The sequence below is a fragment of the Pseudarthrobacter sp. PvP090 genome (genome assembly GCF_040547365.1).
Classification (GTDB): Bacteria; Actinomycetota; Actinomycetes; order Actinomycetales; family Micrococcaceae; genus Arthrobacter.
Window position 1 is genome coordinate 26,814 of sequence record NZ_JBEPPO010000014.1, and the last position, 25,607, is coordinate 52,420.

The 25,607-nt window shown below is 67.7% G+C and carries 19 protein-coding genes; 4 read left to right on the top strand and 15 right to left on the bottom strand.

Going from position 1 to position 25,607, the window contains the following annotated elements; genetic code table 11:
* Positions 1 to 28 precede the first annotated feature (28 nt).
* Genes ABIC21_RS16080 through ABIC21_RS16090 form a run of 3 tightly spaced genes read right to left on the bottom strand, consistent with a single transcriptional unit; the run spans position 29 to position 6,920 of the window.
* Positions 29 to 4,903 (bottom strand): NAD-glutamate dehydrogenase, encoded by a 4,875-nt coding sequence (locus tag ABIC21_RS16080; RefSeq protein ID WP_354351466.1) that lies wholly within the window; start codon positions 4,901 to 4,903, stop codon positions 29 to 31.
* 59 nt (positions 4,904 to 4,962) lie between these two features.
* Entirely contained in the window at positions 4,963 to 6,279 is a 1,317-nt protein-coding gene (locus tag ABIC21_RS16085) for a CpaE/TadZ family protein (RefSeq protein WP_354351382.1), read from the bottom strand.
* A complete protein-coding gene (locus tag ABIC21_RS16090; protein ID WP_354351383.1) occupies positions 6,276 to 6,920 on the bottom strand; it encodes a CpaB family protein in 645 nt (214 codons plus the stop codon). Before ABIC21_RS16090 ends, ABIC21_RS16085 begins: the two co-directional genes overlap by 4 nt.
* A gap of 149 nt (positions 6,921 to 7,069) precedes the next feature.
* Here ABIC21_RS16090 and ABIC21_RS16095 point away from each other — a divergent pair, with 149 nt between their 5' ends.
* Positions 7,070 to 7,285: a helix-turn-helix domain-containing protein gene (locus tag ABIC21_RS16095; protein WP_056425852.1), complete on the top strand. Its 216-nt coding sequence runs from the start codon at positions 7,070 to 7,072 to the stop codon at positions 7,283 to 7,285.
* A gap of 36 nt (positions 7,286 to 7,321) precedes the next feature.
* Here ABIC21_RS16095 and ABIC21_RS16100 read toward each other — a convergent pair whose 3' ends face one another.
* Positions 7,322 to 7,930, bottom strand: a complete 609-nt coding sequence (locus ABIC21_RS16100) for a hypothetical protein (RefSeq protein WP_354351467.1) — start codon at positions 7,928 to 7,930, stop codon at positions 7,322 to 7,324.
* A 131-nt stretch (positions 7,931 to 8,061) separates the two neighbouring features.
* Here ABIC21_RS16100 and ABIC21_RS16105 point away from each other — a divergent pair, with 131 nt between their 5' ends.
* Positions 8,062 to 8,880: a LysM peptidoglycan-binding domain-containing protein gene (locus ABIC21_RS16105; protein WP_354351384.1), complete on the top strand. Its 819-nt coding sequence runs from the start codon at positions 8,062 to 8,064 to the stop codon at positions 8,878 to 8,880.
* A 115-nt stretch (positions 8,881 to 8,995) separates the two neighbouring features.
* Entirely contained in the window at positions 8,996 to 9,490 is a 495-nt protein-coding gene (locus tag ABIC21_RS16110) for an Rv3235 family protein (protein ID WP_354351385.1), read from the top strand.
* A gap of 154 nt (positions 9,491 to 9,644) precedes the next feature.
* Here the strand turns inward: ABIC21_RS16110 and secA are convergent, their stop codons facing one another.
* The 7 genes from secA to mtrA form a co-directional block, all read right to left on the bottom strand.
* A complete protein-coding gene (gene secA, locus ABIC21_RS16115; protein WP_354351386.1) occupies positions 9,645 to 12,383 on the bottom strand; it encodes a preprotein translocase subunit SecA in 2,739 nt (912 codons plus the stop codon).
* A 70-nt stretch (positions 12,384 to 12,453) separates the two neighbouring features.
* The gene (locus ABIC21_RS16120) at positions 12,454 to 13,722 is read right to left on the bottom strand and encodes a winged helix-turn-helix domain-containing protein (protein WP_354351387.1); all 1,269 of its coding nucleotides are present in this window, start codon (positions 13,720 to 13,722) and stop codon (positions 12,454 to 12,456) included.
* Between the two features lie 32 nt (positions 13,723 to 13,754).
* Positions 13,755 to 14,480 (bottom strand): ribosome hibernation-promoting factor, HPF/YfiA family, encoded by a 726-nt coding sequence (hpf, locus tag ABIC21_RS16125; protein WP_354351388.1) that lies wholly within the window; start codon positions 14,478 to 14,480, stop codon positions 13,755 to 13,757.
* A 162-nt stretch (positions 14,481 to 14,642) separates the two neighbouring features.
* Positions 14,643 to 15,671: a ComF family protein gene (locus tag ABIC21_RS16130; RefSeq protein ID WP_354351389.1), complete on the bottom strand. Its 1,029-nt coding sequence runs from the start codon at positions 15,669 to 15,671 to the stop codon at positions 14,643 to 14,645.
* A gap of 93 nt (positions 15,672 to 15,764) precedes the next feature.
* Complete coding sequence (locus tag ABIC21_RS16135; RefSeq protein ID WP_354351390.1) at positions 15,765 to 17,486, bottom strand: LpqB family beta-propeller domain-containing protein; 1,722 nt, start codon at positions 17,484 to 17,486, stop codon at positions 15,765 to 15,767.
* Positions 17,483 to 19,279, bottom strand: coding sequence for an MtrAB system histidine kinase MtrB (gene mtrB, locus ABIC21_RS16140; protein WP_502936018.1), 1,797 nt, complete (start codon positions 19,277 to 19,279; stop codon positions 17,483 to 17,485). Before mtrB ends, ABIC21_RS16135 begins: the two co-directional genes overlap by 4 nt.
* A gap of 292 nt (positions 19,280 to 19,571) precedes the next feature.
* Complete coding sequence (mtrA, locus tag ABIC21_RS16145; RefSeq protein ID WP_354351391.1) at positions 19,572 to 20,246, bottom strand: MtrAB system response regulator MtrA; 675 nt, start codon at positions 20,244 to 20,246, stop codon at positions 19,572 to 19,574.
* Between the two features lie 185 nt (positions 20,247 to 20,431).
* On the opposite strand from mtrA, the gene ABIC21_RS16150 reads away from it, so the two are divergent.
* Complete coding sequence (locus ABIC21_RS16150) at positions 20,432 to 21,145, top strand: DUF4166 domain-containing protein (protein WP_354351392.1); 714 nt, start codon at positions 20,432 to 20,434, stop codon at positions 21,143 to 21,145.
* Positions 21,146 to 21,176: 31 nt separating this feature from the next.
* Here the strand turns inward: ABIC21_RS16150 and ABIC21_RS16155 are convergent, their stop codons facing one another.
* The 4 genes from ABIC21_RS16155 to ABIC21_RS16170 all read right to left on the bottom strand — a co-directional run bounded on the left by ABIC21_RS16155 (position 21,177) and on the right by ABIC21_RS16170 (position 25,606).
* Positions 21,177 to 22,220, bottom strand: coding sequence for a uroporphyrinogen decarboxylase/cobalamine-independent methonine synthase family protein (locus tag ABIC21_RS16155; protein WP_354351393.1), 1,044 nt, complete (start codon positions 22,218 to 22,220; stop codon positions 21,177 to 21,179).
* Between the two features lie 2 nt (positions 22,221 to 22,222).
* Positions 22,223 to 22,690, bottom strand: a complete 468-nt coding sequence (locus tag ABIC21_RS16160; protein WP_354351394.1) for a chorismate mutase — start codon at positions 22,688 to 22,690, stop codon at positions 22,223 to 22,225.
* Positions 22,691 to 22,880: 190 nt separating this feature from the next.
* A complete protein-coding gene (locus ABIC21_RS16165; protein ID WP_354351395.1) occupies positions 22,881 to 24,584 on the bottom strand; it encodes an ABC transporter ATP-binding protein in 1,704 nt (567 codons plus the stop codon).
* Positions 24,581 to 25,606: an ABC transporter permease gene (locus ABIC21_RS16170; protein ID WP_354351396.1), complete on the bottom strand. Its 1,026-nt coding sequence runs from the start codon at positions 25,604 to 25,606 to the stop codon at positions 24,581 to 24,583. The genes ABIC21_RS16165 and ABIC21_RS16170 overlap by 4 nt, the downstream gene beginning before the upstream one ends.
* Position 25,607: the final 1 nt, after the last annotated feature.

A 25,607-nucleotide genomic window follows, 5' to 3' on the forward strand; every position in this document is an offset into this window, starting at 1 on the left:
CCATTTGCGACGCCGGCAGCCCAGCTGCCTAGCGTCGAACGATTGACCTCAAGAGCCTCAATGCTACCGACAGCGAGGCCATGTCATCGGCCTCGAGGGCGTTCACCTCGTCAAACATGCTCTTCGCCCGGTCCAGCTGCTCAACGTTCTGGCTCTCCCAGGCTGCAAGCCGTTCCTCCGCCGGCTGTTCCGGAGACGTGGACTCCAGCACCGCCGTCGTCATATCCGAAACGGTGGAGTAGAGATCGTCACGGAGCGCCGCCCGGGCCAGAGCCTGCCAGCGGTCCTTCCGTGGCAGCTTCGTGATGCGTTCGAGCAGCGAGTCGGCGTGGAACCGGTTGAACACCGTGTAGTACACATGGGCGATGTTCTCGACGGGTTCCGGGCTGACGTGGACGATCTTGGCGATGTCGAGCAGGACGAAGCTCTCGAACAGTTCCGCCCAACGGTGAGCCAGGTCCTCGGGCAGTTCCCAGCCGCGCGCCTTCTCGAGCCATTCGGCCACCCGGGCACGGTCGTCGCCACGCAGGTAGTCCAGCAGGCGGGCCCGCATTGGATCCATCAGCGGCTTGAACTCGCCAACGATCTCGGCAATGGGCCGGGAGGCGTTGCCCTGGCTCAGGACCCACCGCACGGCGCGGTCCAGGAGCCGGCGGATGTCCAGGTGCACGGTGCTCCAGTGCTCCGTGGGGAAGGACGCGGGCAGCTCGTTGAGCTCCCCGACCATGATGTTCAGTTCATAGACTTCACGGAGCGCCACGAAGGCCTTCGCGACGGCGGCCTCGGTGGCCGAGGTCTCTTCCATGGCGCGGAACACGAAGGTGATGCCGCCCATGTTGATCATGTCGTTCGCCACCACCGTCGCGATGATTTCACGCCGCAGTGGATGGGTGTCGAGCTCGGCGTCGAACCTGTCGCGCAGCTGCTGCGGGAAGTAGGCCCGCAGGGTCTGCCGGAACCACGGGTCCTCGGCCAGGTCACTGTCCCGGAGTGCCGAGGCAAGCTCGATCTTGGCGTAGGCCGCGAGCACCGACAGCTCGGGCGAGGTCAGGCCCTGGCCCTGTTCCAGCCGCTCGCGCAGTGTCTCGGTGGTCGGCAGTGCCTCCAGGTCGCGCTTCAGATCGGCGCGCTTCTCCAGCCAGTCCATCAGGCGCTCGTAGCTGGGACTCCATTCGGAGACCCGCATCCGGTCATTGAGCAGCAGGATGTTCTGGTCGATGTTGTCCTCCAGCACGAGGCGGCCGACCTCGTCGGTCATTGATGCCAGGAACTCCGAACGCTCCGCAGGATCCAGTTTCCCCGCGGCAACCATCCGGTCCACGAAGATCTTGATGTTCACCTCATGGTCGGAGCAGTCCACGCCGGCGGAATTGTCGATCGCATCGGTGTTCAGGATGACGCCCTGGAGGGCCGCCTCAATACGGCCGCGCTGCGTCATGCCCAGGTTTCCGCCTTCACCGACCACTTTCACGCGCAGGTCGCGGCCGTCGACGCGGATGGAGTCATTGGCCTTGTCACCGACCTCGGCGTTGGATTCGGTGCTGGCCTTGACGTAGGTGCCGATGCCGCCGTTGTACAGCAGGTCGGCCGGGGCGAGCAGGATCGCGCGCAGCAGTTCGGGCGGGCTGAGCTGGGTGGTCCCGTCGGGCAGTCCGAGCGCGGACCTGACCTGGTCCGAGACCGGGATGGACTTGGCCTGGCGGGCGAATACCCCGCCGCCCTCGCTGATCAGTGACTTATTGTAGTCGTCCCAGGAGGAACGGGGCAGCTCGAAGAGCCGCTGGCGCTCGGCGAAGGAAACGGTTTCGTCCGGGGTGGGATCGAGGAAGATGTGCCGGTGGTCAAAGGCCGCGAGCAGCCGGATGTGCTTGGACAGCAGCATGCCGTTGCCGAACACGTCACCCGACATGTCCCCGACGCCGACGACCGTGAACGGCTCGGACTGCGTGTCCAGGTCGAGCTCGCTGAAGTGGCGCTTGACGGATTCCCAGGCACCGCGGGCGGTGATGCCCATGGCCTTGTGGTCGTAGCCGACGGAGCCGCCGGAGGCGAAGGCGTCGCCGAGCCAGAACCCGTATTCCGCGGCGAGGCCGTTGGCGACGTCGGAGAACGAAGCCGTTCCCTTGTCGGCCGCGACGACGAGGTAGGAATCGGCGTCGTCGTGCCGTACGACGTCGGCCGGCGGCACGAGCTGCTCGCCCTCCGGCGTTGTGACGAGGTTGTCGGTGACGTCCAGGAGTCCGCGGATGAAAGTTTTGTAGCTTTCGACGCCCTCCGCCATCCATGCGCTGCGGTCTGCCGCCGGGTCCGGGAGCTGCTTGGCGTAGAACCCGCCCTTGGCCCCGGTGGGCACGATCACGGCGTTCTTGACCGTCTGGGCCTTGACCAGGCCGAGGATCTCCGTGCGGAAGTCCTCGCGCCGGTCCGACCAGCGAAGCCCGCCGCGGGCGACCTTGCCGAAGCGCAGGTGCACCCCCTCGACCCGGGGCGAGTAGACCCAGATCTCGAACATGGGCCTCGGGAACGGCAGGCCCTCCATGGCGGACGGATTCAGCTTGAAACTCAGGTGCGGTTTGTTCTGGTAGTAGTTGGTCCGCAGCGTCGCCAGGATCAGGTTCTTGAAGGTCCGCAGCACCCGGTCGGCGTCGAGGGTCGCGACCTGTTCGATCGCGGCGTCCAGTCCGGTGAGGACGTCTTCCTGCCTGATCCGGCGCGCTTCCCCGTCCAGCGAGGGATCGAAGCGGGCTTCGAACAGGGCACTGAGCCCTCGGTTGACATCGGGGTTGGCCAGCAGGGTGTCGGCCAGGAAGCCGTAGGAGTTGGTGTTGCCCATCTGCCGCATGTACTTGGCATAGGCGCGCAGCACGACGACCTGGCGCCAGTGCATTCCCTCGCGCAGCACCAGCCGGTCGAAGCTGTCCGATTCCACCGCACCGGACACCGCGGCCCCGAAGGAGTCCGCGAGTAGCTGCCCGGTCTTGAGCGGGTCCACCCCGGACGGGTATTTCAGGCCGAGGTCGTAGAGGAAGAAGTCCCGGTGGTCGGCGGTTTCGATCTCGAACGGGCGCTCGTCCAGGACTTCCAGGCCCAGGTTGTGGAAGTAGGGCAGGATCTGGCTCAGGCTCTTGGGCTCAAGCATGTAGAGCTTGACGCGGGCGTCCTCTTCAAGCGTCGCGCCGGCGCCGTCGGGGAGGTAGACGTGGACCCCGGGAAGTTCCTTGACGGCTTCCCCGGCCCGGGCGGCGACGGCACCGTACTTCTCGAAGCGGGCGATGTCCTCAAGGGCATCCTCCACCTCGTAGTCGACGCGGTAGCTCGCCGGGAAGGCCTCGGCCCAGACGGAGGCGAGCTCCTTGGCGCGGTTTTCCTTGATGCCGCCGGCGCCGTCGGCGCGTGCATGCAGGACCTCGGCGATGCCCTCGCTCCACGAGCGCGCCGCGCGGACCAGCCGCTTTTCGAGATCATCGGTGTTGACGTTTCCGACGTCGGCGTTCTTCGGAAGCCGGATCCGGAAGAAGAGCCGCGCCAGGGCGGATTCGGTCATCCGCGCCTCGTAGTCGATGGACACGGCGTCGAAGGTCTCGCGCAGTTCCTGCTCGATGCGCAGGCGCACGTTGGTGGTGTACCGGTCACGCGGCAGGTAGACGAGGGCGGACATAAAGCGGCCGTAGATGTCCGGCCGCAGGAACAGCCGGGTCCGGCGGCGTTCCTGGAGCCGCTGGATGCCGGTGGCAATGGCGGCCAGGTCGGGGATTTCGATCTGGAAGAGCTCGTCGCGGGGGTAGGTTTCGAGGATGCCCAGCAGGTCCTTGCCGGAGTGCGAATCGGGCGGGAAGCCGGCGTCCCGCAGGACCGCGGCGACCTTCTCCCTGACCACCGGGATGTCACGCACGGATCCGGCGTAGGCGGTGGTGGCGAAGAGTCCGATAAAGCGTCGTTCGCCGTTGACGTTGCCGGCGGCATCGAAGCTCTTGACGCCGATGTAGTCCAGATAGGCCGAGCGGTGCACGGTGGAGCGTGAGTTGGCCTTGGTGATGACCAGCGCGCGCTTTTCGCGTGCCTTCTTGCGGCCGGTCTCCGTGAGGTGCTGGATCTGGTGAGGTGTGTCTGCACTGCCGCGCAGCAGTCCCAGCCCGCTCTCCTCCCGGGGTTCCAGGACGTCCTCGCCGGATTCGTTCCTGAGGTCGTATTCGCGGTAGCCGAGGAAGGTGAAGTTCCCGTCGTCCAGCCAGCGCAGCAGTTCCTGGGCCTGGCGGAGTTCGGCGATCTGCGCCGGGTTGGCGAGCTTGTCCAGGTCCTCGGCAATCTGGATGGCCCGGTGCCGCATCTTCGGCCAGTCCTCGACGGCCGCACGCACGTCGGCGAGCACGCGGCCGATGCCCTCAATCAGCGCCGCGCGCTTCGCGTCATCGACGGGGTCGATTTCGACGGCGATCCAGGACTCCATGTGGGAGGCGTTGTCGCCCTGGGCGATCAGGTGCGACAGGTTGGGCATCGCTGCCGTGTCGCCGCTGGAGATGCCCAGGTGCGAGGGGACGCGTGCGACCCGGACAAGTTCACCGCTCTCCCGGTTGCGGGTCACGACGAACAGCGGATGCATCACAAGGCGGATGGGGGCGTGCTGCCGGACCAGCTCGGCGTTGACCGAGTCAACGAGGAAAGGCATATCGTCGGTGACGATGTAGACGACGCTGCGGTCAGCTTCGTCGGAGATCGTGATGTTGGCGTTGCCCGGGAACCGGTGCGCCGCCGTTTGCCGGTGCATCTGGGCCCGCGCCGCGAGCAACTCCCCGGGATACGCCCGGGCGTCCTCCCCGGCGAGGTGCTCATAGTAGTCCCGCAGGTAGCCTTCTCCGGCACCGATCGAAACGGGTTGATCCTCCACGCTGGACCCAGACGACATCGACAAACGCCTCCATCAAGAAAGTTCATGGCCGCTTCGTTGCGGCCCTCATGGCGAGCCTAGCCCTTTAGCCGACGCTTCGCTGTGGAAGAAAATACAGAGGATCCGCGGTTTCGCTGGACAGGTGCACAAACCAGGGCGGCGATGCCTTTCCGGAGCGGGGAGTCAGGCGCCGCCTCCAGCAGCAGCGACCCCGAGAGCAGGGCCGCATCGCTCGCGACCGGGTCGGCCGGGAGGAACGCCGACAACGGGGCCGTCGGGCCGAACCGCTCCCACGCGTCGCGGAGTTGCCGCTCCGGGGATCGTCCCACCGCGGACTGGCGGACCTTATTCAGAACCACGCGCGGGGACGCATGCGGGACGGCCGATTCAAGGTCGGCCAGGCCCCGGACCAGCCGCGGGACACCGATCGAGTCAGCTGCACCGACAGCGAACACCGTGTCCGCCAGTTCCAGGCTCCTCAGCGTCGCGGCGTTCCGGCGCGGCGCCATCGTGTCGAAACTCAGTTCTTCGTCGCTCTCCAGGCAGAAACCCGTATCAATGACGGCCACGTCCACGACCTGCCGGGCCTGGGCCATTACCAGGGACAGCGCGGCGGCGCGAAGTTCGGTCCAGCGGTCCGCCCGGGTGATTCCGGTCAGCACACGGAAGGTTCCCGCCCTGGTCACCACGGGGGCCGCAATCCGCAGGAGAGCTTTGGCGTCGAGCAGGCCCTGATCCGCCAGGCGGCAGGCCTGCGCGAGACCTGCCGCCTCGTCCAGGAGTCCCAGCATGGCCGCGACGCTGGCACCGTAACTGTCGGCGTCCACCAGCAACACCGACTTTCCCTCAGCTGCCAGCTCTGCCGCCATGTTGGCCGCCAGCAGGGTCCGGCCCGGCGACCCGGCCGGGCCCCACACCGCAATGATCTGCCCGGCGCCGGATCCCTCCGGTCCCACCGCGGCGCCGCCGGCGGGACCGGGCGCCGGGCCGGCGTCGGCGTCGGCCATTCCGGGACCGGTTCCTCTCCGGGGCCGCGGGTCCGCTGCGGCCAGGAGTGCCACAGCCCCCGTGATACGTCCCGCGAGGGCGGCGGCGTCGACCCCGGTGGTTTCGGCGTCGACGCCGATCCCTTGCAGCCGGGCCCTTTCCTCCGGACTGTCCGTCAGGGCCAGGACGGCCACACCGACGGCCGACAGCCGGTCGACCAGCGACGCAGTCAGCTCCTCGCTGCCCTGCGCCACGACCGCGGCCCGGGCCAGGCCGCCCTGGCACGCCGCCAGCAATTCCGCCAGTTCGCTGCACCGCCTGACGACAGACACGGGCCCATGCAGACGTTCCAGCCTGCCGACCAGGTCCTCGCGCGAGTCTCCGACCGTGACCACCGGGATGCTCATCGGCCCGTGCCCGCGGGGTTCCAGACCACGGAGATCTTAGCCTTATTGGCCTGTGCTCCCAGCAGATAGGGCATCTGGTCGTCCGTCACCAGCACCATCACGATGGTGGATCTGGCGGACCCCAACGCCGTAGTGCCCGGTGTGACCTGGGCGATTTCAGCGCCCGGCAGGAGCAGGGTCGGCTGAGCGAACCCGTTCCGGGCGTCGGGCAGGGCAACCCAGACGTCCACGCGCGACCCGGCAACAGCCTGTGGCGGCAGGGCCTCATCGACGGTGACCGCTACGGGCTTCCGGTCCAGGCCATCGACCGGCCCGAAGCTCTCGCGCGGCAACAGTTGGTCCTTGCCGATCCTCTGAACGGCGATGAGCCCGTCCGGCACGCCGGCTGCCGGCGTCAGATACTGCTGCTCGACATCGCCCAGTCGCACCTTGACGCGGTTCAGCTTATCCGCGGTCAGCATTTCACCCACGGCGATCGCCTCCCGCGCGGTGTAGGCCTCGGCCGTCCGGTCCGCGGCGCCCACCAGGGAGATGACTCCTGCGACGGAGGCAAGGACAAGCAAAATGCCGATGAGGAGCCTGGGATCCTTCCATGATGGTTTCTTCAGCCGCGCCCCGCCGGCCACCGTGCTCCCGCTCATGCGCCCGCTCCCCCTGTAGTCGCCGCCCGGCGCTGGCCCGGGCACCATCATTGTTGCGCCTTCGCGCCCTGACGGGAAGACGCCGGCACAAAGAAGTGCAAACTGTGGATATCGGCCTCAGACGAAGCCATCGGTGGCAAAATGGAGTCATGCCCCGATTCCTGACCCTTGCCGACGTCGCAGAGCAGCTCCAGATCAACGCCCCGGCTGCCTACGCGCTAGTGCGCAGCGGTGAGCTCAAAGCCATTCAGGTGGGCGGAAGGGGCCAGTGGCGCGTCGAGGAGAAGATGCTCGAGCAGTACATCGAGGAGCGGTACGCGGAGGCCAGCCGGATGATCGAAGAGGCCAAGTCCAAGACCCGCTGAGCCTGGCGTCCGTCGTGTGCAGCAGTGTATGCACCTTCATAGTGCCTCGTAACCTGGAGTCCGCGCCGACCTGATTCCGGCCAGCGCGGCAAGAGGGATAGTCGCCACCTGCCGGACATTGGCCGCCCGGCGGTCCTCGCCTTCCCCGGTGACCGCCAAGTCAAGGTAGTCACGGCCAACCCTGTCAATCACCCCGTGAAGCATAGTTTCTCCCGCTGAGCCGCCGGACGTCAGCACGGCGAGGCCGGTGCGGTCCCGTGCCAGCCCGCGCAGGGCGCTGGCCAGGCCGAGTCTTTGCCGGACCCGGGACGGCTCGGATACGGCGTGCCGCGAGAGCCCGAGGTAGCGGACCGCCGAGGCATAGGGAATCAGCACCTGGTGCCGTGGTTCATCCAGCACTAGCGCCTGGCTTCCGGCGTGGCTCAAGAACCCTTCAAACGTCGAGCCAGACGCCAGCTCGACCACAATCAGTAGCCCCAGCGAGCCGCGAAGGCGGTCCGCGAGTTCCACCGCTGCCGACTCCGATCGGGTCCGCTCCGCGATTTCCGCGTCGAGCTCCAGCCGCTCGCTGGCAGCCATTTGTGTCTCGAGATCGTCAAAGAGGGCATCCCATCGCATGGCGTCAGCGTAGGCGTGCCCGGGCATAACGGTCAACAACGCCTTCTTGAATCAAATCTAGACAAACAGGACCCTAGAGGATCAAACTGTATCTAAATACATCAAACAGCACCAAAGGATATCAATTCACAAAAACTCCCAGGTAAGGCGGGCAGACCATGAGTGCATCAGAAATCCCACAGTCCAGGCAGCGGCGTGTGTTCCCCGCCGACGCGGCCATGGCCGCCGTCATTCTGCTACTCGGATTCTTCCTCGCCGCAAGCGGCGGCAGCGTCGTCCAGCGGTGGCGGTCCTCCCCGGCAGGCCACCCATCCCTCGGGTTCGAGGACCAGCTTGGCGTTGCGGCCAACACAGCCGGCCTTATAGTGATCGTCTGGTGGGCCATGTCCTTTGCCATTGCCGTCGCGGCCGCACTCCTCGATGGTCACGGGAACTCCCGCGCCGCCTCGGCAGCCGGAAAGTTCGCCCCCGCCTTTATGCGCCGGCTTGCCTTGGCCGTGGTCGGATTCCAGCTGGTCACCGCACCGCTGGCCACAGCTTCTCCCCTGCCCGCGTTCCCTGCTTCCTCCGGCGGTGGTGCGCCGGCAGCATCCGCCGCGTGGATGCCGACGGCGGTCCCGGGCGGGCCCGGAACTGCGCCGCCCTCCGTCATGCCGGCCCCCGAACCGGCGCCGCAGCCCGGCGCTCCGGCCGTCACCCATCCCCAGTGGCGGCCACTCAGCCCGGCCATCGAACCTGGCCCGCTGGCGGGGCGCCAGCTGCGTCTCCCGCAGCCCGGAGACCAATCCACGGAGGTGACAGTCCGCTCCGGAGACTCACTGTGGAGCCTGTCGGCGGCCCGCCTGGGGCCCTTCGCCTCCGACGTCGACATCGCCCTCGACTGGCCCCGGATCTACCAGGCGAACAGGGACGTTATCGGCGAGAACCCCAACTTCTTGCGGCCGGGCCAGGTGCTCCGGCTTCCTCAAGGGCACTGAATCCGGCACCAACGCCGCGGCCCCGCGCCGCCCACGGCTCCCCCGAACCAACAAGCAACGCAAAGAGACCGCACAACAGTCGTTAAACCGCCAGTCCAACAGCAAAGGAAGCATGATGAGCACCATGCCCCGCCCCGCCACGGAAGCCCGTAAAATCCCCGCATCCACGCCCACGCCGCTGCGTCTGGTCGCGGGAGGCGCCACCGCGGACACCCTCGCATCCGGTCCTTCCGTTCCGGCGCCGCCGCTGCAAGTGGCCAACGAGGACCGGGAGATCTGCGCAATCTCCCGGAGCACGGTTCAGGCAGCCATCGAGGTGCTGGCCGGCACCCGGCCGGTGCAGCAGCTCGCCCGGCGGCTCGACGAACGCTGCTTGGCGGCCTTGCAGCACCGGGCCGCGCTAACCCGCAGGGTGCCGTGCGGAGCGTCGCCGACGGCCGGGCGTCTGCATCGCAACCCGTCCGTCCGATCGGTCCGGGCGTGCCGGGTCTCGGCAGACGTCTATGAAGCCAGCGCCGTCGTGGTCGAGGAACTGCGAGTCCGTGCGGTCGCCTTAAGGCTTGAACGGAGCAGGCTGGCGTGGCGGGTCACCGTGCTGGAAATCGGTTGACAGCCATCGCACGTTGTCTGTGGAAACCCGCCGGGGTCTGACCTGCGGAACCGACGAAAGGAGGGCGAAGCGACGAATGAGGACCGGAGCGTGCTCCGGTCCTCATTCGTCGCTTCGCCGTTCGGCGGCTCCTGCGGGTCAGCCTGGTACCGGGTTAGCGCCGCTTCTTCTTGTTCGCGCGGCGCGGTGACTCCTGCGCCGCGGCCTTGGCCGGGTTGCCGGAGCGCCCGGAGGCTTTGGCCTCGACGCGCGTCTGGGCCGAACCGTCCTCGCCGGGTGCCGTGTACTGCAGCTGGGCCGGCTTTTCGGGAGCTTCCAGCCCGGCAGCCCGGATCTGCGGCTCGTGGTGTTCGGTGTGCTGGCCCGCGGCGTCCGCCACGACGACGTCCTCGGCGGGGGTCACCTCGACCTCAAGGTTGAACAGGAAGCCGACGCTCTCCTCCCGGATGGCCTCCATCATGGCCTGGAACATGATGAAGCCCTCGCGCTGGTATTCCACCAGGGGATCGCGCTGGGCCATCGCGCGCAGGCCGATGCCTTCTTTCAGGTAGTCCATCTCGTAAAGGTGTTCCTGCCATTTGCGGCCGATCACCGACAGGACGACGCGGCGTTCGAGCTCGCGCATGCTCTCATGGCCGATGGCTTCCTCGCGTGCCTGGTAGACCAGGCGCGCATCGGAGAGGATCTCCTCCCGGAGGAAGTCCACGGTGATCCGCGACTTTCCGCCGGCCTCGTCGATGAGGTCGCGCGGGGTGACGCTCACGGGATAGAGGGTCTTGAGGTTGGACCACAGCAGGTTGAAGTCCCAGTCGTCGCCGGTACCCTCCGCGGTGGCTGCCTCGATGAACGAGTTGATCGTGTCTTCCAGGAAGAACTGGACCTTTTCGTGGAGGTCATCGCCCTCGAGGATGCGGCGGCGGTCGCCGTAGATGGCCTCGCGCTGGCGGTTCAGGACGTCGTCGTACTTCAGGACGTTCTTCCGCTGTTCGGCGTTGCGGCCTTCGACCTGGCCCTGGGCCGAGGCGATGGCGCGCGAGACGAGCTTGGATTCGAGCGCGACGTCGTCGGGCACCGAGCTGTTCATCAGCCGTTCCGCCGCGCCGGAGTTGAACAGGCGCATCAGGTCGTCGGTGAGTGACAGGTAGAACCGGGACTCACCGGGGTCGCCCTGGCGTCCGGAACGGCCGCGGAGCTGGTTGTCGATGCGGCGTGATTCGTGCCGTTCGGTGCCCAGCACATAGAGTCCGCCGAGGCTGAGGACGTCCTCGTGCTCCTCCTTGACCGACTGCTTGGCCGCCTCGAAGGCTGCAGGCCAGGCGGCTTCGTACTCTTCGGAGTTTTCCTCCGGGTCCAGGCCGCGCTTGGCGAGTTCGGCGACGGCGGTGAACTCGGCGTTCCCGCCGAGCATGATGTCGGTACCGCGGCCGGCCATGTTGGTCGCCACGGTCACGGCGCCCTTGCGGCCGGCCTGGGCCACAATGGCGGCTTCACGGGCGTGGTTCTTCGCGTTGAGGACCTCGTGCCGGACGCCTTCCTTGGCCAGCAGCCTGGAGAGGTATTCGCTCTTTTCGACGCTGGTGGTGCCCACGAGGACCGGCTGGCCCTTGGCGTGCCGTTCGACGATGTCCTTGACGACGGCGTCGAACTTCACGGCCTCGTTTTTGTACACGAGGTCGGCCTGGTCGATGCGCGTCATGTCCCGGTTGGTGGGGATCGCGACGACGCCGAGCTTGTAGGTGCTCATAAACTCGGCGGCTTCTGTCTCGGCGGTACCGGTCATGCCAGCGAGCTTGTCGTACATGCGGAAGTAGTTCTGCAGCGTGACCGTGGCGAGCGTCTGGTTCTCGGCCTTGATCTCGACGCCTTCCTTGGCCTCGATCGCCTGGTGCATGCCTTCGTTATAGCGCCGGCCGGCGAGGATACGGCCGGTGTGCTCGTCAACGATCAGCACCTCGCCGTCGAGGATGACGTAGTCTTTGTCCCGCTTGAAGAGTTCCTTGGCCTTGATGGCGTTGTTAAGGAAACCGATCAGGGGGGTGTTGGCGGACTCGTACAGATTGTGGATGCCGAGGTAGTCCTCGACCTTTTCGATGCCGCCCTCCAGCACACCGACGGTGCGCTTCTTTTCGTCCACCTCATAGTCCTCTTCCGGCTTAAGCCGGGTGACGACCTTGGCGAACTCGCTGTACCAGCGGTTCGTGTCGCCCTGTGCGGGGCCGGAGATGATGAGCGGGGTCCGTGCCTCGTCAATGAGGATGGAGTCCACCTCATCGACGATGGCGAAGTGGTGGCCGCGCTGGACGAGCTCGGACTTGTCCCACGCCATGTTGTCGCGCAGGTAGTCGAAGCCGAATTCGTTGTTGGTGCCGTAGGTGATATCCGCGGCGTATTGCTCGCGGCGCACAGCGGGGTCCTGGTTGGACAGGATGCAGCCGCTGGTCAGGCCCAGGAACCGGTACACGCGGCCCATGAGGTCGGACTGGTATTCGGCCAGGTAGTCGTTCACGGTGATGACGTGCACACCGTTGCCGGCGAGGGCGTTGAGGTAGGCCGGGGCGGTCGCGACGAGGGTCTTGCCTTCACCGGTCTTCATTTCGGCGATGTTGCCCAGGTGCAGGGCGGCGCCGCCCATCAGCTGCACGTCGAAGTGCCGCATACCCAGGGTGCGGGAGGAAGCTTCGCGCACGGCGGCGAACGCCTCCGGCAGGAGGTCATCGAGCTTCTCACCGTCGACGTGGCGTGCGCGGAGACGGTCGGTCTCCTCGCGCAGTTCGGCGTCGGTGAAGGTCTGGAAGGAGCTTTCAAGGGCATTAATGGAATCGGCATAGTTCCGCAGTTGCCTCAGGGTTTTTTTGTCACCCGTGCGGAGAAGTTTTTCGATAAGTGATGCCACGTGAAGTTGCTCCCAGTCTCAAGCTGCCGAATTCTGGCGTGTTTAGTCTACGGGAGAGACGCAGGGCCGGTTACGCCTGTTCCCTCTGAGCGGATACACCGCCTCCTGCCACGGACACAGCGTCCGCAAGCGCCGGCGCCAGGTCCCCTTGGGGGGAGACGACAACCCTGTCCAGTTCCAACCACTCTGCCATGAGCTGCAGTTCCGCGGCGAGTTCGACGGCGGTGTCGGCGGGAGCGCCGGGCTCCGCGTGGGCAGCCCTGGCCAGCAGGAGGCCGTTGGCCCGGTCGGCTTTGAGGTCGACGCGGGCCACGATCCCGTCGCGCAGCAGGAACGGCAGCACGTAGTAGCCGAAGCGGCGCTTCGGCTCCGGGGTGTAGATCTCGATGCGGTAGTGGAAACCGAACAGGGCCTCAAGGCGCCGCCGCTCGAAGACCAGCGAGTCGAAAGGGCTCAGCAGCGCCCGCCCGGTGGCCGTGCGCGGGAGTTTCGCCTCGACGTGCCGGTAGGCGGGCTTGTTCCAACCGGACACTGTGACGGGCAGCAGCCTGCCGGCCCCGGCGAGGTGTTCGACGGCGACGGCGGACGCACGCAGGGGCGTCCGGAAGTAATCAGCAAAGCACCGCAGCGTGCCGATCCCGTGGGCCCGGGCGGCGGCATCGATCAGGCGGACCAGCGCAGCCTCCTGGTCCGGCCCGGCGGCCGGGGCTGCTGCGGCGTCGGGATCCAGGTCCGGCCGGCCCGGCAGGACCTTGGCGGTGAGCGTGTAGCGCCGTTCAAAGGAGTCGGTGCGGGAGGCGGCCGAGATGAGGCCCGCTTCGAAGAGGTGCTCCAGTACCCGCTTCACGACGTTCCAGTTCCAGCCCCAGTTGTCCTGTTGCCGGTCCTCCACGTGGCCCAGGCGTGCGGTGAGTTCGGCAGCGGTCATCGGCCGGCCGGCGGCGAGCGCCTCAAGCACCCGGGCGGCGACACCGCTCCGCAGCTCGGGATCCATGGAGTGCGCTCCCACCCATTTGCGGCTTTGCCACAGGCGCAGGTCCTGGAAATGGTCGGGACGGATGAAGCTGGCCTCGTGGGCCCAGTACTCCATCATGCGGCGCGGGTGGTGCCCCGCCATCCGATCCAGGATGGCGCGGTCGTAGTTCCCCAGACGGGAAAAGAACGGCAGGTAATGGCTCCGGGACAGTACATTGACGGAGTCGATCTGGACCAGCTGGAGCCGGGCAAACGTACGGCCCACCGCCCGTGCAGTCACGGGTCCGGCGGGCCGTACCTTGTCCAATCCCTGGGCTGCCAGTGCGATCCGCCGGGCCTGCTGGAGGCTCAGCAATTCCTGCACGTCAGTCCCTTCGTTGGATGGTCAGCACCAGCTTATGCGCTGGCCGGCTCATCCTCGGAACGGTACGCGAGGATCTTCTCCTCCAGCGCGGCCTCACCCGGCTCGCAGGTCTGGTCGAGGGAGATCACGCCGTACGTCCACCCATCGCGGCGGTATACGACCGAGGGCGCCTTGGTTTCCTTGTCGACGAACAGGTAGAAGTCGTGACCCACGAGTTCCATGTTGTCGACCGCATCGTCGAGCGTGATGGATGCTGCGGGGAAAACCTTCCGGCGGATCAGCACGGGCGAGTCTCCGGCCGGGATATCGTTCTCGACCTCATAAGGCGACTTCTCGGCGGGGGCTTCTTTGGGCTCCAGCCAGTGGTTCGCCTCCACGTAAATGGGCTCGCTGGTGCTCGCAGGCGCGAGGGCCGCCGTCGCCTCGGTGACGGACTTGGGGGTGTGCCTGCCGTGGTGGACCTTCTTGCGGTCCTTCGCCCGGCGCAGGCGTTCAAGAAGCTTGTTATAGGCGAGGTCGAACGCGGCAAACTTGTCCGCGGCGCTGGCTTCGGCACGAATCACGGGCCCCCGCCCCAGGACGGTCAGCTCAACCGTGAGCATCTCGTCGGTCTGCCGGGCCTTGGTCTCCTTGGAAACCTTCGCGTCCACCCTCTGGACCTTGTCTCCCAGCGACGCGATCTTCGAGATCTTCTCGTCGGCGTACTCGCGGAACCGGTCGGAGACCGTCAAATTACGTCCGCTGATCATGAACTCCATGGTGCCCTCCAAATGACTTCGGTGACACGACGGCGGCACTTCCCGGGGCTGATCTGACTGACAGTCGAGCCCCTTTCCGAGCCGCTATCGACAGGTACATCTATTCTTGGTACCCATCTTCGACGTTAGTTCATAGCCCCCTCTTATTCATCCTTTTTTGGTTTATTTTTTTCCTTGACCCGGCCGTTCCCCTGCCGCCGCGGGGTCCGCGGCGCCGAAGTCGGGGGTGCCGGGCGGGCGTGTCGCAGCTACGACGACGGCGCCCCTCACCACGCCACCGGCCGCACGCAGGGCCCGGGCCGCCTCGGCCACGGTGGCCCCGGTGGTGAGCACGTCGTCAACGATGATGCACGGCCGCCCGGTCACCGCCGGGGCGAACAGCCCGCGGCGGATCCGCATGGACCCCTTCACCCGCTGTGCGCGGTCCCCGCGGCCCAGGCCCTTTTGTCCGCCGGGTGCACCCGGGAGTCCCTGGAGGCGGTTCGCGGCTGCGGCCCCCAGCCGGGAGACCTTGCCCGGCAGCCCGGTCCTCCGGAGGGCATTCACCGTGATGAACACGGTGAACGGTTCGCCTCGCAGGGCCCGGGTCCGCCGTATCCTGCCCAGCAGCACGTGGACCGGGCTGAAGCCCCGTCTCAGATAGGCTCTGCTGCTGGTTGGCACGGGGACGAGCAGCAGCCCCGGCTCGTCTCCGGCAGCGGCCCGGATAGCCCGCGCCAGGCCGTTCGACAGCACCCCGGCCAGCTGTCCCTGGCCGTGTCTCTTGAAGGACAGGACCGCCAGCGCCAACTCCTCCCGGTACGCGCCGGTAGCCACGACCGGCAGGAGCACGGAGCCGTCCACGTCCATCAGGGCCGGTGCCTGGGCTTCTGCCCGGAACGGCCTGCGCATCAACCGCCGGACCTTCAGTTCGCAGCTACCGCAGAGCGCCAGGTCCTCGGCGCCGCAGCAGACGCAGTCCACCGGCGCCGCGAGTGCCAGCACTTCGGCCGCTGCATCTGCCACCCCGTTCGCCAGCCGCGCCAGTGGCTGGCGGTAGTCACCGCGGTGTCTCGCCACGGCCGTTGCCGCCGGAGCCAGATCAGGGTCCACCGCCGAGCGGGTTCGACGCGCCGCTCCGGTGCCGGCAGCGGCGGCGGGAACGGCGCCCGGCTGGCCGTCGCGGTCACGAGCTGCTGTGGAGGTCTTCACAGAGCCTAGGTTCCGCCCGCCCGGCAGGTAGCGACAGGGCCGTGGCACGCCATGTGCAAAAGTCTCCCGCCTGATCCCGGAGGCCCTGGATTCCTAGCCGGGATAGGACGGATCGATCGGTCCCTTGAGTTGCGGCGACCAGCCGTTGCCGAGCCGCTGGAAGATCCCTTCCGCGGACTGGGCGTAGATCTCCTCGCCGCCGTTTCCGGCGCTGAGCGCGGTCAGTCCCGGCCACGGGGCGAGCTGCTGCGGCTGGGACGACGTGAGGGACAGCAGCTCGGGAGTAACGGATTCGCTCGCGGAGCTGTTCATCACGGCCACTGTCGTGTCATTCACCCAGACACCCTGGTCCGGGTCGTTCGTCGCCAGCAGGGTCATCGGCACGGTGAGGTCTTTGGGCGTGCCATCCGCGGCACGGACAATGCCCGCGACCTGGACTTTGGTCTTGCCGTTCTGCTCCGTGAGGATGAGGGCACGGGTGCCCTCCCGGGAGACCCGGAACTCCTTGACGGACCGTCCCGCGAGCCAGGCCGGAGAGAGCGTCACTGCGGGCACGGCAGAGCCCTCCGCCACACCGACGGGGCGGTGCGCGATCATTTCCGTGGCACCGTTGGCCCCTGGCCCCGCCGTCCAGACCCAGTCGTACCGGTCGAAGGACGGGCGGGTCAGGGTGGCGCGGGTGCTCAGCGCCCTGGCGGGCTGGCCGGGCACGATGGAGTACAGCGTGCCGCGGCCGGCGTTGAGAAAGGCCGCGGACTGCGAGACGGGAGACTCCGCCGGGGCCCGGGGGGCCAGGGCCGAGACAGGCTGGATGTCCGGAAGCGGCGAGATCCGGTTGTTCTCATACCGGACCAGATCGTTGTTGCTCACGGCGATCTGACGGGCCGGGACGTTCTTGTCGCGGATCGGCGGGAGGACCGAACCGTTGTCCTCCACGCGCACCAAGTCCTGGTTGGCCCGGAGCTCCACGTTGATGACGTCGGGCTGGCTGCGGAAAGTCAGGGCAAGCTGGGTCTGCATCCGCAGCCGGTCCTCATTGGACGCCTCCACGAGGTCCTTCGCCGTAAGGTCCACCTGGGCGGCGCCGGAAACAACCGGCACCGACTCGCGGGCCAGCTTGATGCCTGAGGGGAAGGCGCTGACAACGGCGCCCTTGAGATACGGGGCCGGACCGCCCAGCAGGGCGCTGGTCATGGCCTTGACGGTCTTCTTCTTGATGAACCACCGGACATCGGGCACCGCGTATGTGAACGTCGGGTCATAGAAATAGATCGGGTAGGCGCCGTAGATGACCTTAAATGTCTCCTCCGGGATCGCGGTACCGTCCGGGAGTTCCGCAATCCGCCATTCACCGTCCACCTGGGTCAGGGTGGCGGGGATGTTCTCCTTGGTGCCTTCCGGCAGCTGGGTCGCCACCCCGTCCGCGTCCACGGCGTAGGACACGTCCAGTTCATAGTTGAAGACGTTTTCGACGCCGGTCGGCACAACCCGCGCTGCGCGGAAGACGAGGACCCGTTGGTCCGGCCTCCAGGTCACCGACGAGGCCTGGGTCAGGTACTGGCGTGCCACCGCGTAGTCGTCCTCGTAGCCGCTGCCGGCGAGGTAGAAGTCCTCGATCACGGCTTCCGGCCCGGCCCCCCCGCGGGGCGCGGACGGGAAGAACACCGGGGCATTCTTGGGGTTTCCGGCGCTCTCGTCAGTGCTCTTGCCCACCGGACCCGAGCGGGGGATCTGGGCGCACGACGTCAGCACGAACAGCAGCACTGCCAGCAGCGCGGCCGCCGCGCGGGTGGCCTTCCGCGGGGAACCGTTCATGATCCGTCCGTCCTGCCCGTTTCGGCAATTCCGGGGACGGCGGCCCCGGAACCGGCCGCGCCGTCGCGCGTCCGGATGCCAGCCCCGCCCCCGGCGGCCTGGTTCCCGCTGCCGGCGCGCGGCACCGGCGAATGGTCCAACAGCAACATGGTCCGTTCGCTGCCTGCACCCTGGAGTCCGACGTCGACCGGCTCCAGCTGCAGAGGCGACTTGGTGATGGTCTCGCCCCGGCGCAGCGCGAGCGTGAGGCGGAAGTTGGCTCCGCCGCCTTTCCGCCCCCATGCCTGGAGCCAGCCGTTGTGAAGTTTCGTGTCCTCGGCGGCGATGGACAGCCCGAGCCCGCTGCCCCCCGTCGTGCGCGCCCTGGCCGGATCGGCACGCCAGAACCGGTCGAAGACGCGGGCCGCTTCCGCGGGGGTCATGCCGATGCCATGGTCCCGGACAGCGACGGCCACAGCGTCGTCGCTGGCGGCCACGGAGATGTTCACCGGACGGCCCTCGCCGTGCTCAAGGGCGTTCAGGACCAGGTTGCGCAGGATCCGGTCGATCCGGCGGTCGTCCATCTCCACGATGATGCTGCCTTCGGGAGCGTTGAGGGTGACCTCGGAGCCGTACTCGGCCGCCACGGGGGCCACGCCCTCCATGACATGCGAAACGAGCTGGACGATGTCGCCCGGTTCGGCGTCGAGCGTGGCCACGCCGGCGTCGAATCGGGAGATCTCCAGCAGGTCGGCCAGCAGGGACTGGAAGCGCTCCACCTGGTTGTAGAGCAGCTCCGCGGAGCGCTTGTTGATGGGGTCGAAGTCCTCGCGCGCGTCGTAGAGAACTTCGGCGGCCATCCGCACGGTTGTGAGCGGGGTGCGCAGTTCGTGCGAAACGTCGGAGACGAACCGCTGCTGCATCTGGGACAGCGTGGCCAGCTGGGTGATCTGCTCCTGGAGGCTGGCGGCCATGTGGTTGAAGGATGCTCCGAGCCGGGCCACCTCGTCCTCCCCCTTGACCACCATGCGTTCCTGCAGCTGCCCTGCGGCGAGCTTCTCGGAGACGAGCGCGGCATGGCTGACGGGGCTGACGACGTTGCGGGTCACGTACCAGGCCACGGCGCCGATGAGGAGCGCGAGCACCGCGCCGCCGGCCAGGAGGACGTTCTGGATTTCGGCGAGAGTCTTTTGGGCCGTGTTGAGGTCGTAAATCAGGTACAGCTCGTAGACCGTGCCGTTGAAGGTGACCTTGTTGCCGACGGCGATTCCGGGGCGGTCCTCGGTGCCCACGGGGAACTCCGTGGAGGCCCAGAACTGCTCCTTGCCTGAATCCTGCACGGCCTTGCGCAGTTCGGTCGGAATGACGCTGATCGTGAGCTGGTCCGACGCCCGCGATTCGACCCAGCGGTTGCGGGGTTTGGTTTGTTCGGGCATCGCCTCGAAGACGTACCGCCGCTGGATCACGGAGCCGCGGCCCTCGACGGCGTTCAGGGTGTCATAGACGAGCGTGATGACGCTGGACTGGTCGGTGACCTGGGCGCCGTCGAACGTGTCCTGGACCTGCTTGACGTTGTAGCGCGTCTCCGACTCGGCCTGGACGAGCCGCTCCTGGAAGAGGTGGTTGGCGATCTGGTTGGACAGGTACGCCCCGACAACGGCGAAGGACGCGATCGCAAGCATGAGGGTCGTCAGGACGGTCCGGAACTGCAGCGACCGCCGCCACTTGCGGTGCAGCGAGCGCAGCAGGTAGCGGATGCCCGGAAGCAGGCGCGAAGCGCCGATACTGACCAGCCGCGCCACCCGAACGCCCACAATCCGGGCACGCTTCACCCAGAGCCTGGTGCGGAAGCGCACAGAGTGCCAGCGGGCAGCGAGACCGTCGGGACGGCGGACGGCCGGCGCCGTGGCGCGTCCGGCGCTGCCGGTTTCGGTTGTGCCAATGGCAGCGGCGCCGCTTTCGACGCCGGCGGGCCCGGATGCAAGGGCTCCGGGCTTACCGCCGTCCGTGGCACCGGAAGAGGTCACCGTGAAGCCCGGTTCGTGGAGGTCAACTGAGGTGCGGGCGACGTCCTCCGGACCGGCTCCGGGGCGGCCGTCCTGCGGTTCAGGAACCTGCTTTGTAGCCGACACCGCGGACCGTCAATACAACTTCGGGGGCTTCCGGGTCGCGTTCAATCTTGGACCTCAGCCGCTGGACGTGGACATTGACCAGCCGCGTGTCGGCGGCGTGACGGTAGCCCCAGACCTGTTCCAGGAGGAGTTCCCGGGTGAAGACCTGCCAGGGCTTGCGTGCCAGGGCGACCAGCAGGTCGAATTCCAGCGGCGTCAGAGAGATGCGTTCGGTACCGCGGCTGACGAGGTGCCCCGCGACGTCGATCGTGACGTCGGCGATGCGCAGCGTTTCGGGCGCCTTCTGGTCACCGGGCCGGAGCCGGGCCCGGACGCGGGCGACGAGTTCGGCCGGCTTGAAGGGCTTGGGGACGTAGTCGTCGGCCCCGGACTCCAGTCCGCGGACCACGTCCGAGGTGTCCGCCTTGGCGGTGAGCATGACGATCGGCACGTCGGACTCGGCCCGGATCTGGCGGCAGACTTCAATCCCGTCAATGCCCGGGAGCATGAGGTCGAGCAGCACGAGGTCCGGTTTGGCGGCGCGGAAAACTTCCAGCGCCTGCCCGCCGTCAGCGCAGAAGACGGGCTCAAACCCGTCATTGCGCAGCACAATACCGATCATCTCGGCCAGCGCCTCGTCATCGTCCACTACCAGAATGCGTGCCTTCATATGTATATATTCCCCTATTGAAATGGCTTTGTCGTATTCGGCGGCGCCCCGGCATGGCGCCGCAGGCACCCGGGCCGCCCATCCACGCTGCAGCACAGCGGCTTGCCGGCTGTGACAAACCCCCGTCCGTCCCGCATGCTGTGGACAGGAACACATCAACCGGCCAGGAACCCCAGGAGGATTCTGTGAGCACCCCGATCTACCAGCGCGCCCTCGGTACTGACTTTGCCCGGCTGCAGCCGGAGCTGCAGGAGTACTTCTCGCTCGCGCCCGGTTCGGGCCACTACGGCGTCGGCGAGGGTGTGTTCGAGGTGGTCGGCTGCCGGCAGAGGTGGCTCCGTCCCCTGCTGCGCCTTGCCAGCGGGGAGGAGTCCTTCTTCCCGGAATATGGGGAAGGCATCCGGTTCCGGATCGAGAACCATGCCCATCTGGACCCGTTCGGCCGTTCCAGCCTCACGGCCCGGCGGGAGATCTTTTTCCCCGGCATCACCCGACTGTTCCACGACACGACGAGCTTCGATGATTCAGGCAGCCGGCACGGGCTGGTGGACTACGTCGGGCGGTACCGGCGGCTCGTCACGGACCTTAACCTGGGGGTCACCGCCGGAGGCCGGCTGCGCGGGGTTTCGGAGGCGTCACGGCTGTTCCTCGGACCGCTGCGGATCCCCCTCCCCGGCGCCCTCGATGCCAAAGCCTACGCCGAGCAGTGGTGGGCCCCGGAGGAGGGCCCGGCCGGGAAGCACCGGATCCAGGTGAAGGTGATCCAGCCGCAGCTCGGGCTGGTCCTGGTCTACGCCGGGCATTTCGACTACCGGCTGGAACCGTATCCCGGCGGCGTGGCGGCCCCGGGCTACCTTCCGGACCACGCCAGGCCGGACCGCTGGGAGGGCCGCAGCTGACGGTGCCGCGCGCCGGCCCTGCGTCCCGGCGCTAGCCGAGCGCGAGCTGGTTGAGTCCGTCGGCCACCTGCGTCAGCCGCGTCAGCACCGCCGTCGCGGACGACGGCGAATACCGGGCCAGCCCGTCCGAGGGCGTCACCCGCAGGCTGCCCAGGGTCGACGCCGGCAGGCCCAGCTGGCGCCACGGCCGCCAGACGGTTTCCACGACGTCGGCCACGCGCGGCAGCGCCGCGGCGGGGTTGGCGACGTCCAGGGCGCCGGCCCACAGCCGTTTGCCCGCCTCCACGGCGCCGGCGAGCTGCTCCCACTGGCGGGACGTCAGGGACCGCAGCGGCACGGCAATCCCGTCAGCCCCGGCCGCCAGGATCCGGTCAAAGGGCGCCTCGACTTCCGGGACGCAGACAACAACCTCGGCGGCGCCGGCCGCCCGCAGTGCATCGATGACCAGCTGCCAGGCGTCGGTCGCTTCCCTGCCCGGCACGGATCGCAGGGTCCGGTAGCCGCTGGAGGTGGGAATGGTCCCGGCCAGCACCGACGCGATTTCCGGCTCGTCGATCTGGACGACGATCCGGGCGCCGGGGGCAGCCGCAGCCACCCGGCTGAGGTAGCCGCCGGCGCCGGCCGCCAGCGAGGCCGCAAGGTCCCGCCGGGCCCCGTGGTCAATAAGAGCCCGTTCCCCGTTGTGCAGGTGCAGGCCCGCGGCGAGGCTGAGCGGGCCGCGGAGCTGGACCTTGATGTCCTGCGCCGGGGTGTCCTCGGCGCCGATCACGTCGGCGAGGATGTTGATGTCGGTGGACAGGGCGGACCGCGCCCGCCGGAAGTCCTTGCCGGGCCGGTCGACGATCCGCCAGCCGTAAGGCTGGACGTCCACGGACAGGTCCACCAGCAGGGAGGCTGTCCGGCCCAGCGCGTCGGAGCCGACGCCCCGGTCAGGAAGCTCGGCCAGGAAGGGCAGGTGCGGGCTGCCGAGCTCGCCGCGGATGATCCGCGCGGCCTCGGCCGGGTCTTCGCCGGGCCAGGTGCCCAGGGCGGTGGCGGTGACCTGGTCCGGCTCCGCGGACAATGCTGCGGCCACGGCTAGGCGGAGGCGGAAACGGCCGGGCCGGCCGCCCCGGGGACGTGGCGGGCGGACCCGGAGCGCGCCGCCTCCGCAGCCTGGCCATCGGCGGCCAGCGAAGCCTCGTGGTCCTCGGCAATGGCCTCGTGGTGCCGGATGACCTCGCCGATGATGAAGTTCAGGAACTTTTCGGCGAACGCCGGATCCAGGTGGGCTTCCGCAGCGAGCCGCCGCAGCCGCGCGATCTGCGCCGTCTCCCGGCCGGGGTCCCCGGCGGGCAGCTTGTGGGTTGCCTTCAGGAATCCGACCTTCTGCGTGGCCTTGAAACGCTCGGCCAGAAGGTAGACGAGGGTGGCATCGATGTTGTCGATGCTGGAGCGGATCGACAACAGCTCCGCCATCACCGCAGGATCCACCTGACCGGCCAGCGAGCTGGCTCCGGGGTCATAGGATTCGGCGTCGGGATGAGTCTGGTTCTGCTCGGTCATTGACCCAGTCTAGGGGCACCGGCGCTAATCACTTCTGCTGTTAAGCGCCGGCGGAGGGCCTGCCGCACGAGCGTCCCGTACGCCGTCGGGTGCCTCTGCCGTGGGTGCCCCGGCCGTTGAAGCACAAGGGACATGCCCGCCGTTCACTGCGAACGGCGGGCATGTCCCATGGTGCTGCTGCCGGCGCGGCTTAGCCGTGAAGCACGGCGCGGAATTCCGCCCGGCGCCGGGCCTGCTCGTCCGGATCCGGAACCGGAAGGGACGCGATCAGCTTCTTTGTGTACGCGTGCTGCGGATTGCCCATGACCTGGTTCCCCAGCCCCTGCTCCACCATCTTTCCCTTGTAGAGCACGCCCACCCAGTGGGACAGGATGTCCACCACGGCGAGGTCGTGGCTGATGAACAGGGCGGCAAAGCCGAATTCGGCCTGGATGTCCTTGAACAGTTCCAGCACCACGGCCTGCACCGACACGTCCAGGGCCGAGGTCGGCTCGTCGGCGATGAGCAGCTTCGGGTTCAGGATCAGCGCCCGGGCCAGGGAGGCACGCTGCCGCTGGCCGCCGGAGAGCTCATGCGGGAACCGGTCGGCGTAGGCGGCCGGCAGCTGCACGGCTTCCAGCAGCTCCCGGGTCCGTTGCCTGGCCTGGGCCGGCGTCGGTTTGGTGTGGATGATCAGGGGTTCGGCGATGCAGTCCCCGATGGTCAGCTGCGGATTGAAGGATGCGGCCGGATCCTGGAACACGAACCCGATCTCCTTGCGCAGGGGTTTGAAGGTGCGCTCCTTCAGGTTCAGCATTTCGTAGCCCAGCACGTTCAGGCTGCCGCCGGTGGTGCGGTTCAGGCCCGCGATGGCCCGCCCGATCGTTGTCTTGCCGGACCCGGACTCCCCCACCAGGCCGAAGACCTCGCCCTCGGACAGGGTGAAGTTGACCCCGTCCACCGCCTTGAAGGCGGGGGTTCCCAGCCGGCCGGGGTACTCGATGGTCAGGTTCTTGGCCTCGACGAGCACCTTGCCGCCCTGGTGCGCCCGCTGGGTCATGCCTTCGGAGGCGGAGTTCCTGCCCAGGTGCGGGACCGCGGCCAGGAGCTTTCTGGTGTAGTCCTGCTTCGGCTCGGCGAAGAGCACCCGCGAGGGCGCCTCCTCGACGACGTCGCCCTGGTACATCACCACGACGCGGTCGGCGAGGTCAGCCACCACCCCCATGTTGTGGGTGATGAGCACGATCGAGGTGCCGTACTGGTCCCGGAGGTCCCGCAGGAGCTCGAGGATTTCCGCCTGCACGGTGACGTCCAGCGCGGTGGTGGGCTCGTCGGCGACGATGAGCCCGGGGTTCAGGGCCAGCGCGGCGGCGATGACCACGCGCTGTTTCTGTCCGCCGGAGAACTGGTGCGGGTAGTAGTTGACCCGGGTTTCCGGGTCCGGGATGCCCACCTTGCGGAGCGCTTCAATGGCGCGCGTTTTGGCTTCCTTGGCGCTGACCCGTGCACCTCCCCCGTGGCCGGCATGGGAGCGGATGCCTTCGGCAATCTGCCAGCCGACCGTAAAGACGGGGTTGAGGGCGGTGGACGGTTCCTGGAAGACCATGGCCACGTCGCGGCCCCGGATCTCGCGCAGCTTCGCCGGGCTGACGCTGATGACGTTGTTGCCGTTGATCAGCACCGCTCCGGAGCTGATGGCGGTCTCCGGGAGCAGGCCCAGGATGGTCTTCGCGGTGACGGTCTTGCCGGAGCCCGATTCGCCCACGATCGCCACGACCTCGCCAGGGTTGACCTGGAGGCTGACGTCCTTGACGGCGTACACATCGCCGGCGTCGGTGGCGAAGGTGACCTTGAGGTGGTCGATGTCGAGGACCGGGCCGGCGCCCGTGCCGGGCTTGTCGATGTTGATGGTCATGAACTTCTCACTTCTGCTTCGAGTGCAGCCTGGCCGCCGGTGGTGGAATCCGGTCCGCCCTTGCCGGAGGCAGCCTTCTTGCGGCCCCGCAGGCGGGGGTCGTTGAGGTCGTTGATGCTCTCGCCGACCAGCGTCAGGCCCAGGACGGTGAGCACCATCGCGAGGCCCGGGAACACGCCTGTCCACCAGATGCCGGACGTGGTGTCCGCCAGGGCCTTGTTGAGGTCGAAGCCCCACTCCGCGGCCGACGTCGGCTCGATGCCGAAGCCCAGGAAGCCCAGGCCGGCGAGGGTCAGGATGGCCTCGGAGGCGTTGAGCGTGAAAATCAGCGGCAGCGTGCGGGTGGCGTTCTTGAAAACGTGGAGGCGCATGATCCGGAGGTTGGAGGCGCCCACCACCTTGGCGGATTCCACGAAGGGTTCCGCCTTGAGCCGGATGGTCTCGGCCCGGATGACGCGGAAGTACTGCGGGATGAAGACGACAGTGATCGAAATCGCCGCCGCGAGGATGCCGCCCCAGAGGCTGGACCTGCCGCCGCTGATGGCGATCGCCATGACGATGGCCACAAGCAGCGGCGGGAAGGCGTAGATGGCGTCGGCAATGACGACGAGGGTCCGGTCGAGCCAGCCGCCAATGTAGCCGCTGACCAGGCCCAGGATCACGCCGATGAAGATCGACATGACCACGGCCACAATAATCACCAGGACGGCGGTCTGCGCCCCCCAGACAACGCGGGAGAAGACATCGTAGCTGCCGACGGTGGTGCCCCAGAGGTGCTTTCCGCCGGGTGCCTGCTGCGCCGGGAAGTTGCCGTCGGCGTCGGAAATCTGGGAGAAGCCGAAGGGCGCGATCAGCGGCGCGAAAATCGCCGTCAGCAGGAAGACCGTGGTGAGGACGAGTCCCGCCACGAGCATGCCCCGCTGCAGGCCGACGCTCTTGTTGAAGTGCGAGATGACCGGCAGGCGCCGGAACCACGGTCCCCGCGGGTCTTTGATGGGTTCAATAACGGCAGTGGTGCTCATA

Coding starts and splice junctions, on each gene's coding strand:
- ABIC21_RS16080 (WP_354351466.1), bottom strand. CDS start 4,903: ATGTCGTCTGGGTCCAGCGTGGAGGATCAACCCGTTTCGATCGGTGCC.
- ABIC21_RS16085 (WP_354351382.1), bottom strand. CDS start 6,279: ATGAGCATCCCGGTGGTCACGGTCGGAGACTCGCGCGAGGACCTGGTC.
- ABIC21_RS16090 (WP_354351383.1), bottom strand. CDS start 6,920: ATGAGCGGGAGCACGGTGGCCGGCGGGGCGCGGCTGAAGAAACCATCA.
- ABIC21_RS16095 (WP_056425852.1), top strand. CDS start 7,070: ATGCCCCGATTCCTGACCCTTGCCGACGTCGCAGAGCAGCTCCAGATC.
- ABIC21_RS16100 (WP_354351467.1), bottom strand. CDS start 7,930: ATGCCCGGGCACGCCTACGCTGACGCCATGCGATGGGATGCCCTCTTT.
- ABIC21_RS16105 (WP_354351384.1), top strand. CDS start 8,062: ATGAGTGCATCAGAAATCCCACAGTCCAGGCAGCGGCGTGTGTTCCCC.
- ABIC21_RS16110 (WP_354351385.1), top strand. CDS start 8,996: ATGAGCACCATGCCCCGCCCCGCCACGGAAGCCCGTAAAATCCCCGCA.
- hpf (WP_354351388.1), bottom strand. CDS start 14,480: ATGGAGTTCATGATCAGCGGACGTAATTTGACGGTCTCCGACCGGTTC.
- ABIC21_RS16135 (WP_354351390.1), bottom strand. CDS start 17,486: ATGAACGGTTCCCCGCGGAAGGCCACCCGCGCGGCGGCCGCGCTGCTG.
- mtrA (WP_354351391.1), bottom strand. CDS start 20,246: ATGAAGGCACGCATTCTGGTAGTGGACGATGACGAGGCGCTGGCCGAG.
- ABIC21_RS16160 (WP_354351394.1), bottom strand. CDS start 22,690: ATGACCGAGCAGAACCAGACTCATCCCGACGCCGAATCCTATGACCCC.
- ABIC21_RS16165 (WP_354351395.1), bottom strand. CDS start 24,584: ATGACCATCAACATCGACAAGCCCGGCACGGGCGCCGGCCCGGTCCTC.
- ABIC21_RS16170 (WP_354351396.1), bottom strand. CDS start 25,606: ATGAGCACCACTGCCGTTATTGAACCCATCAAAGACCCGCGGGGACCG.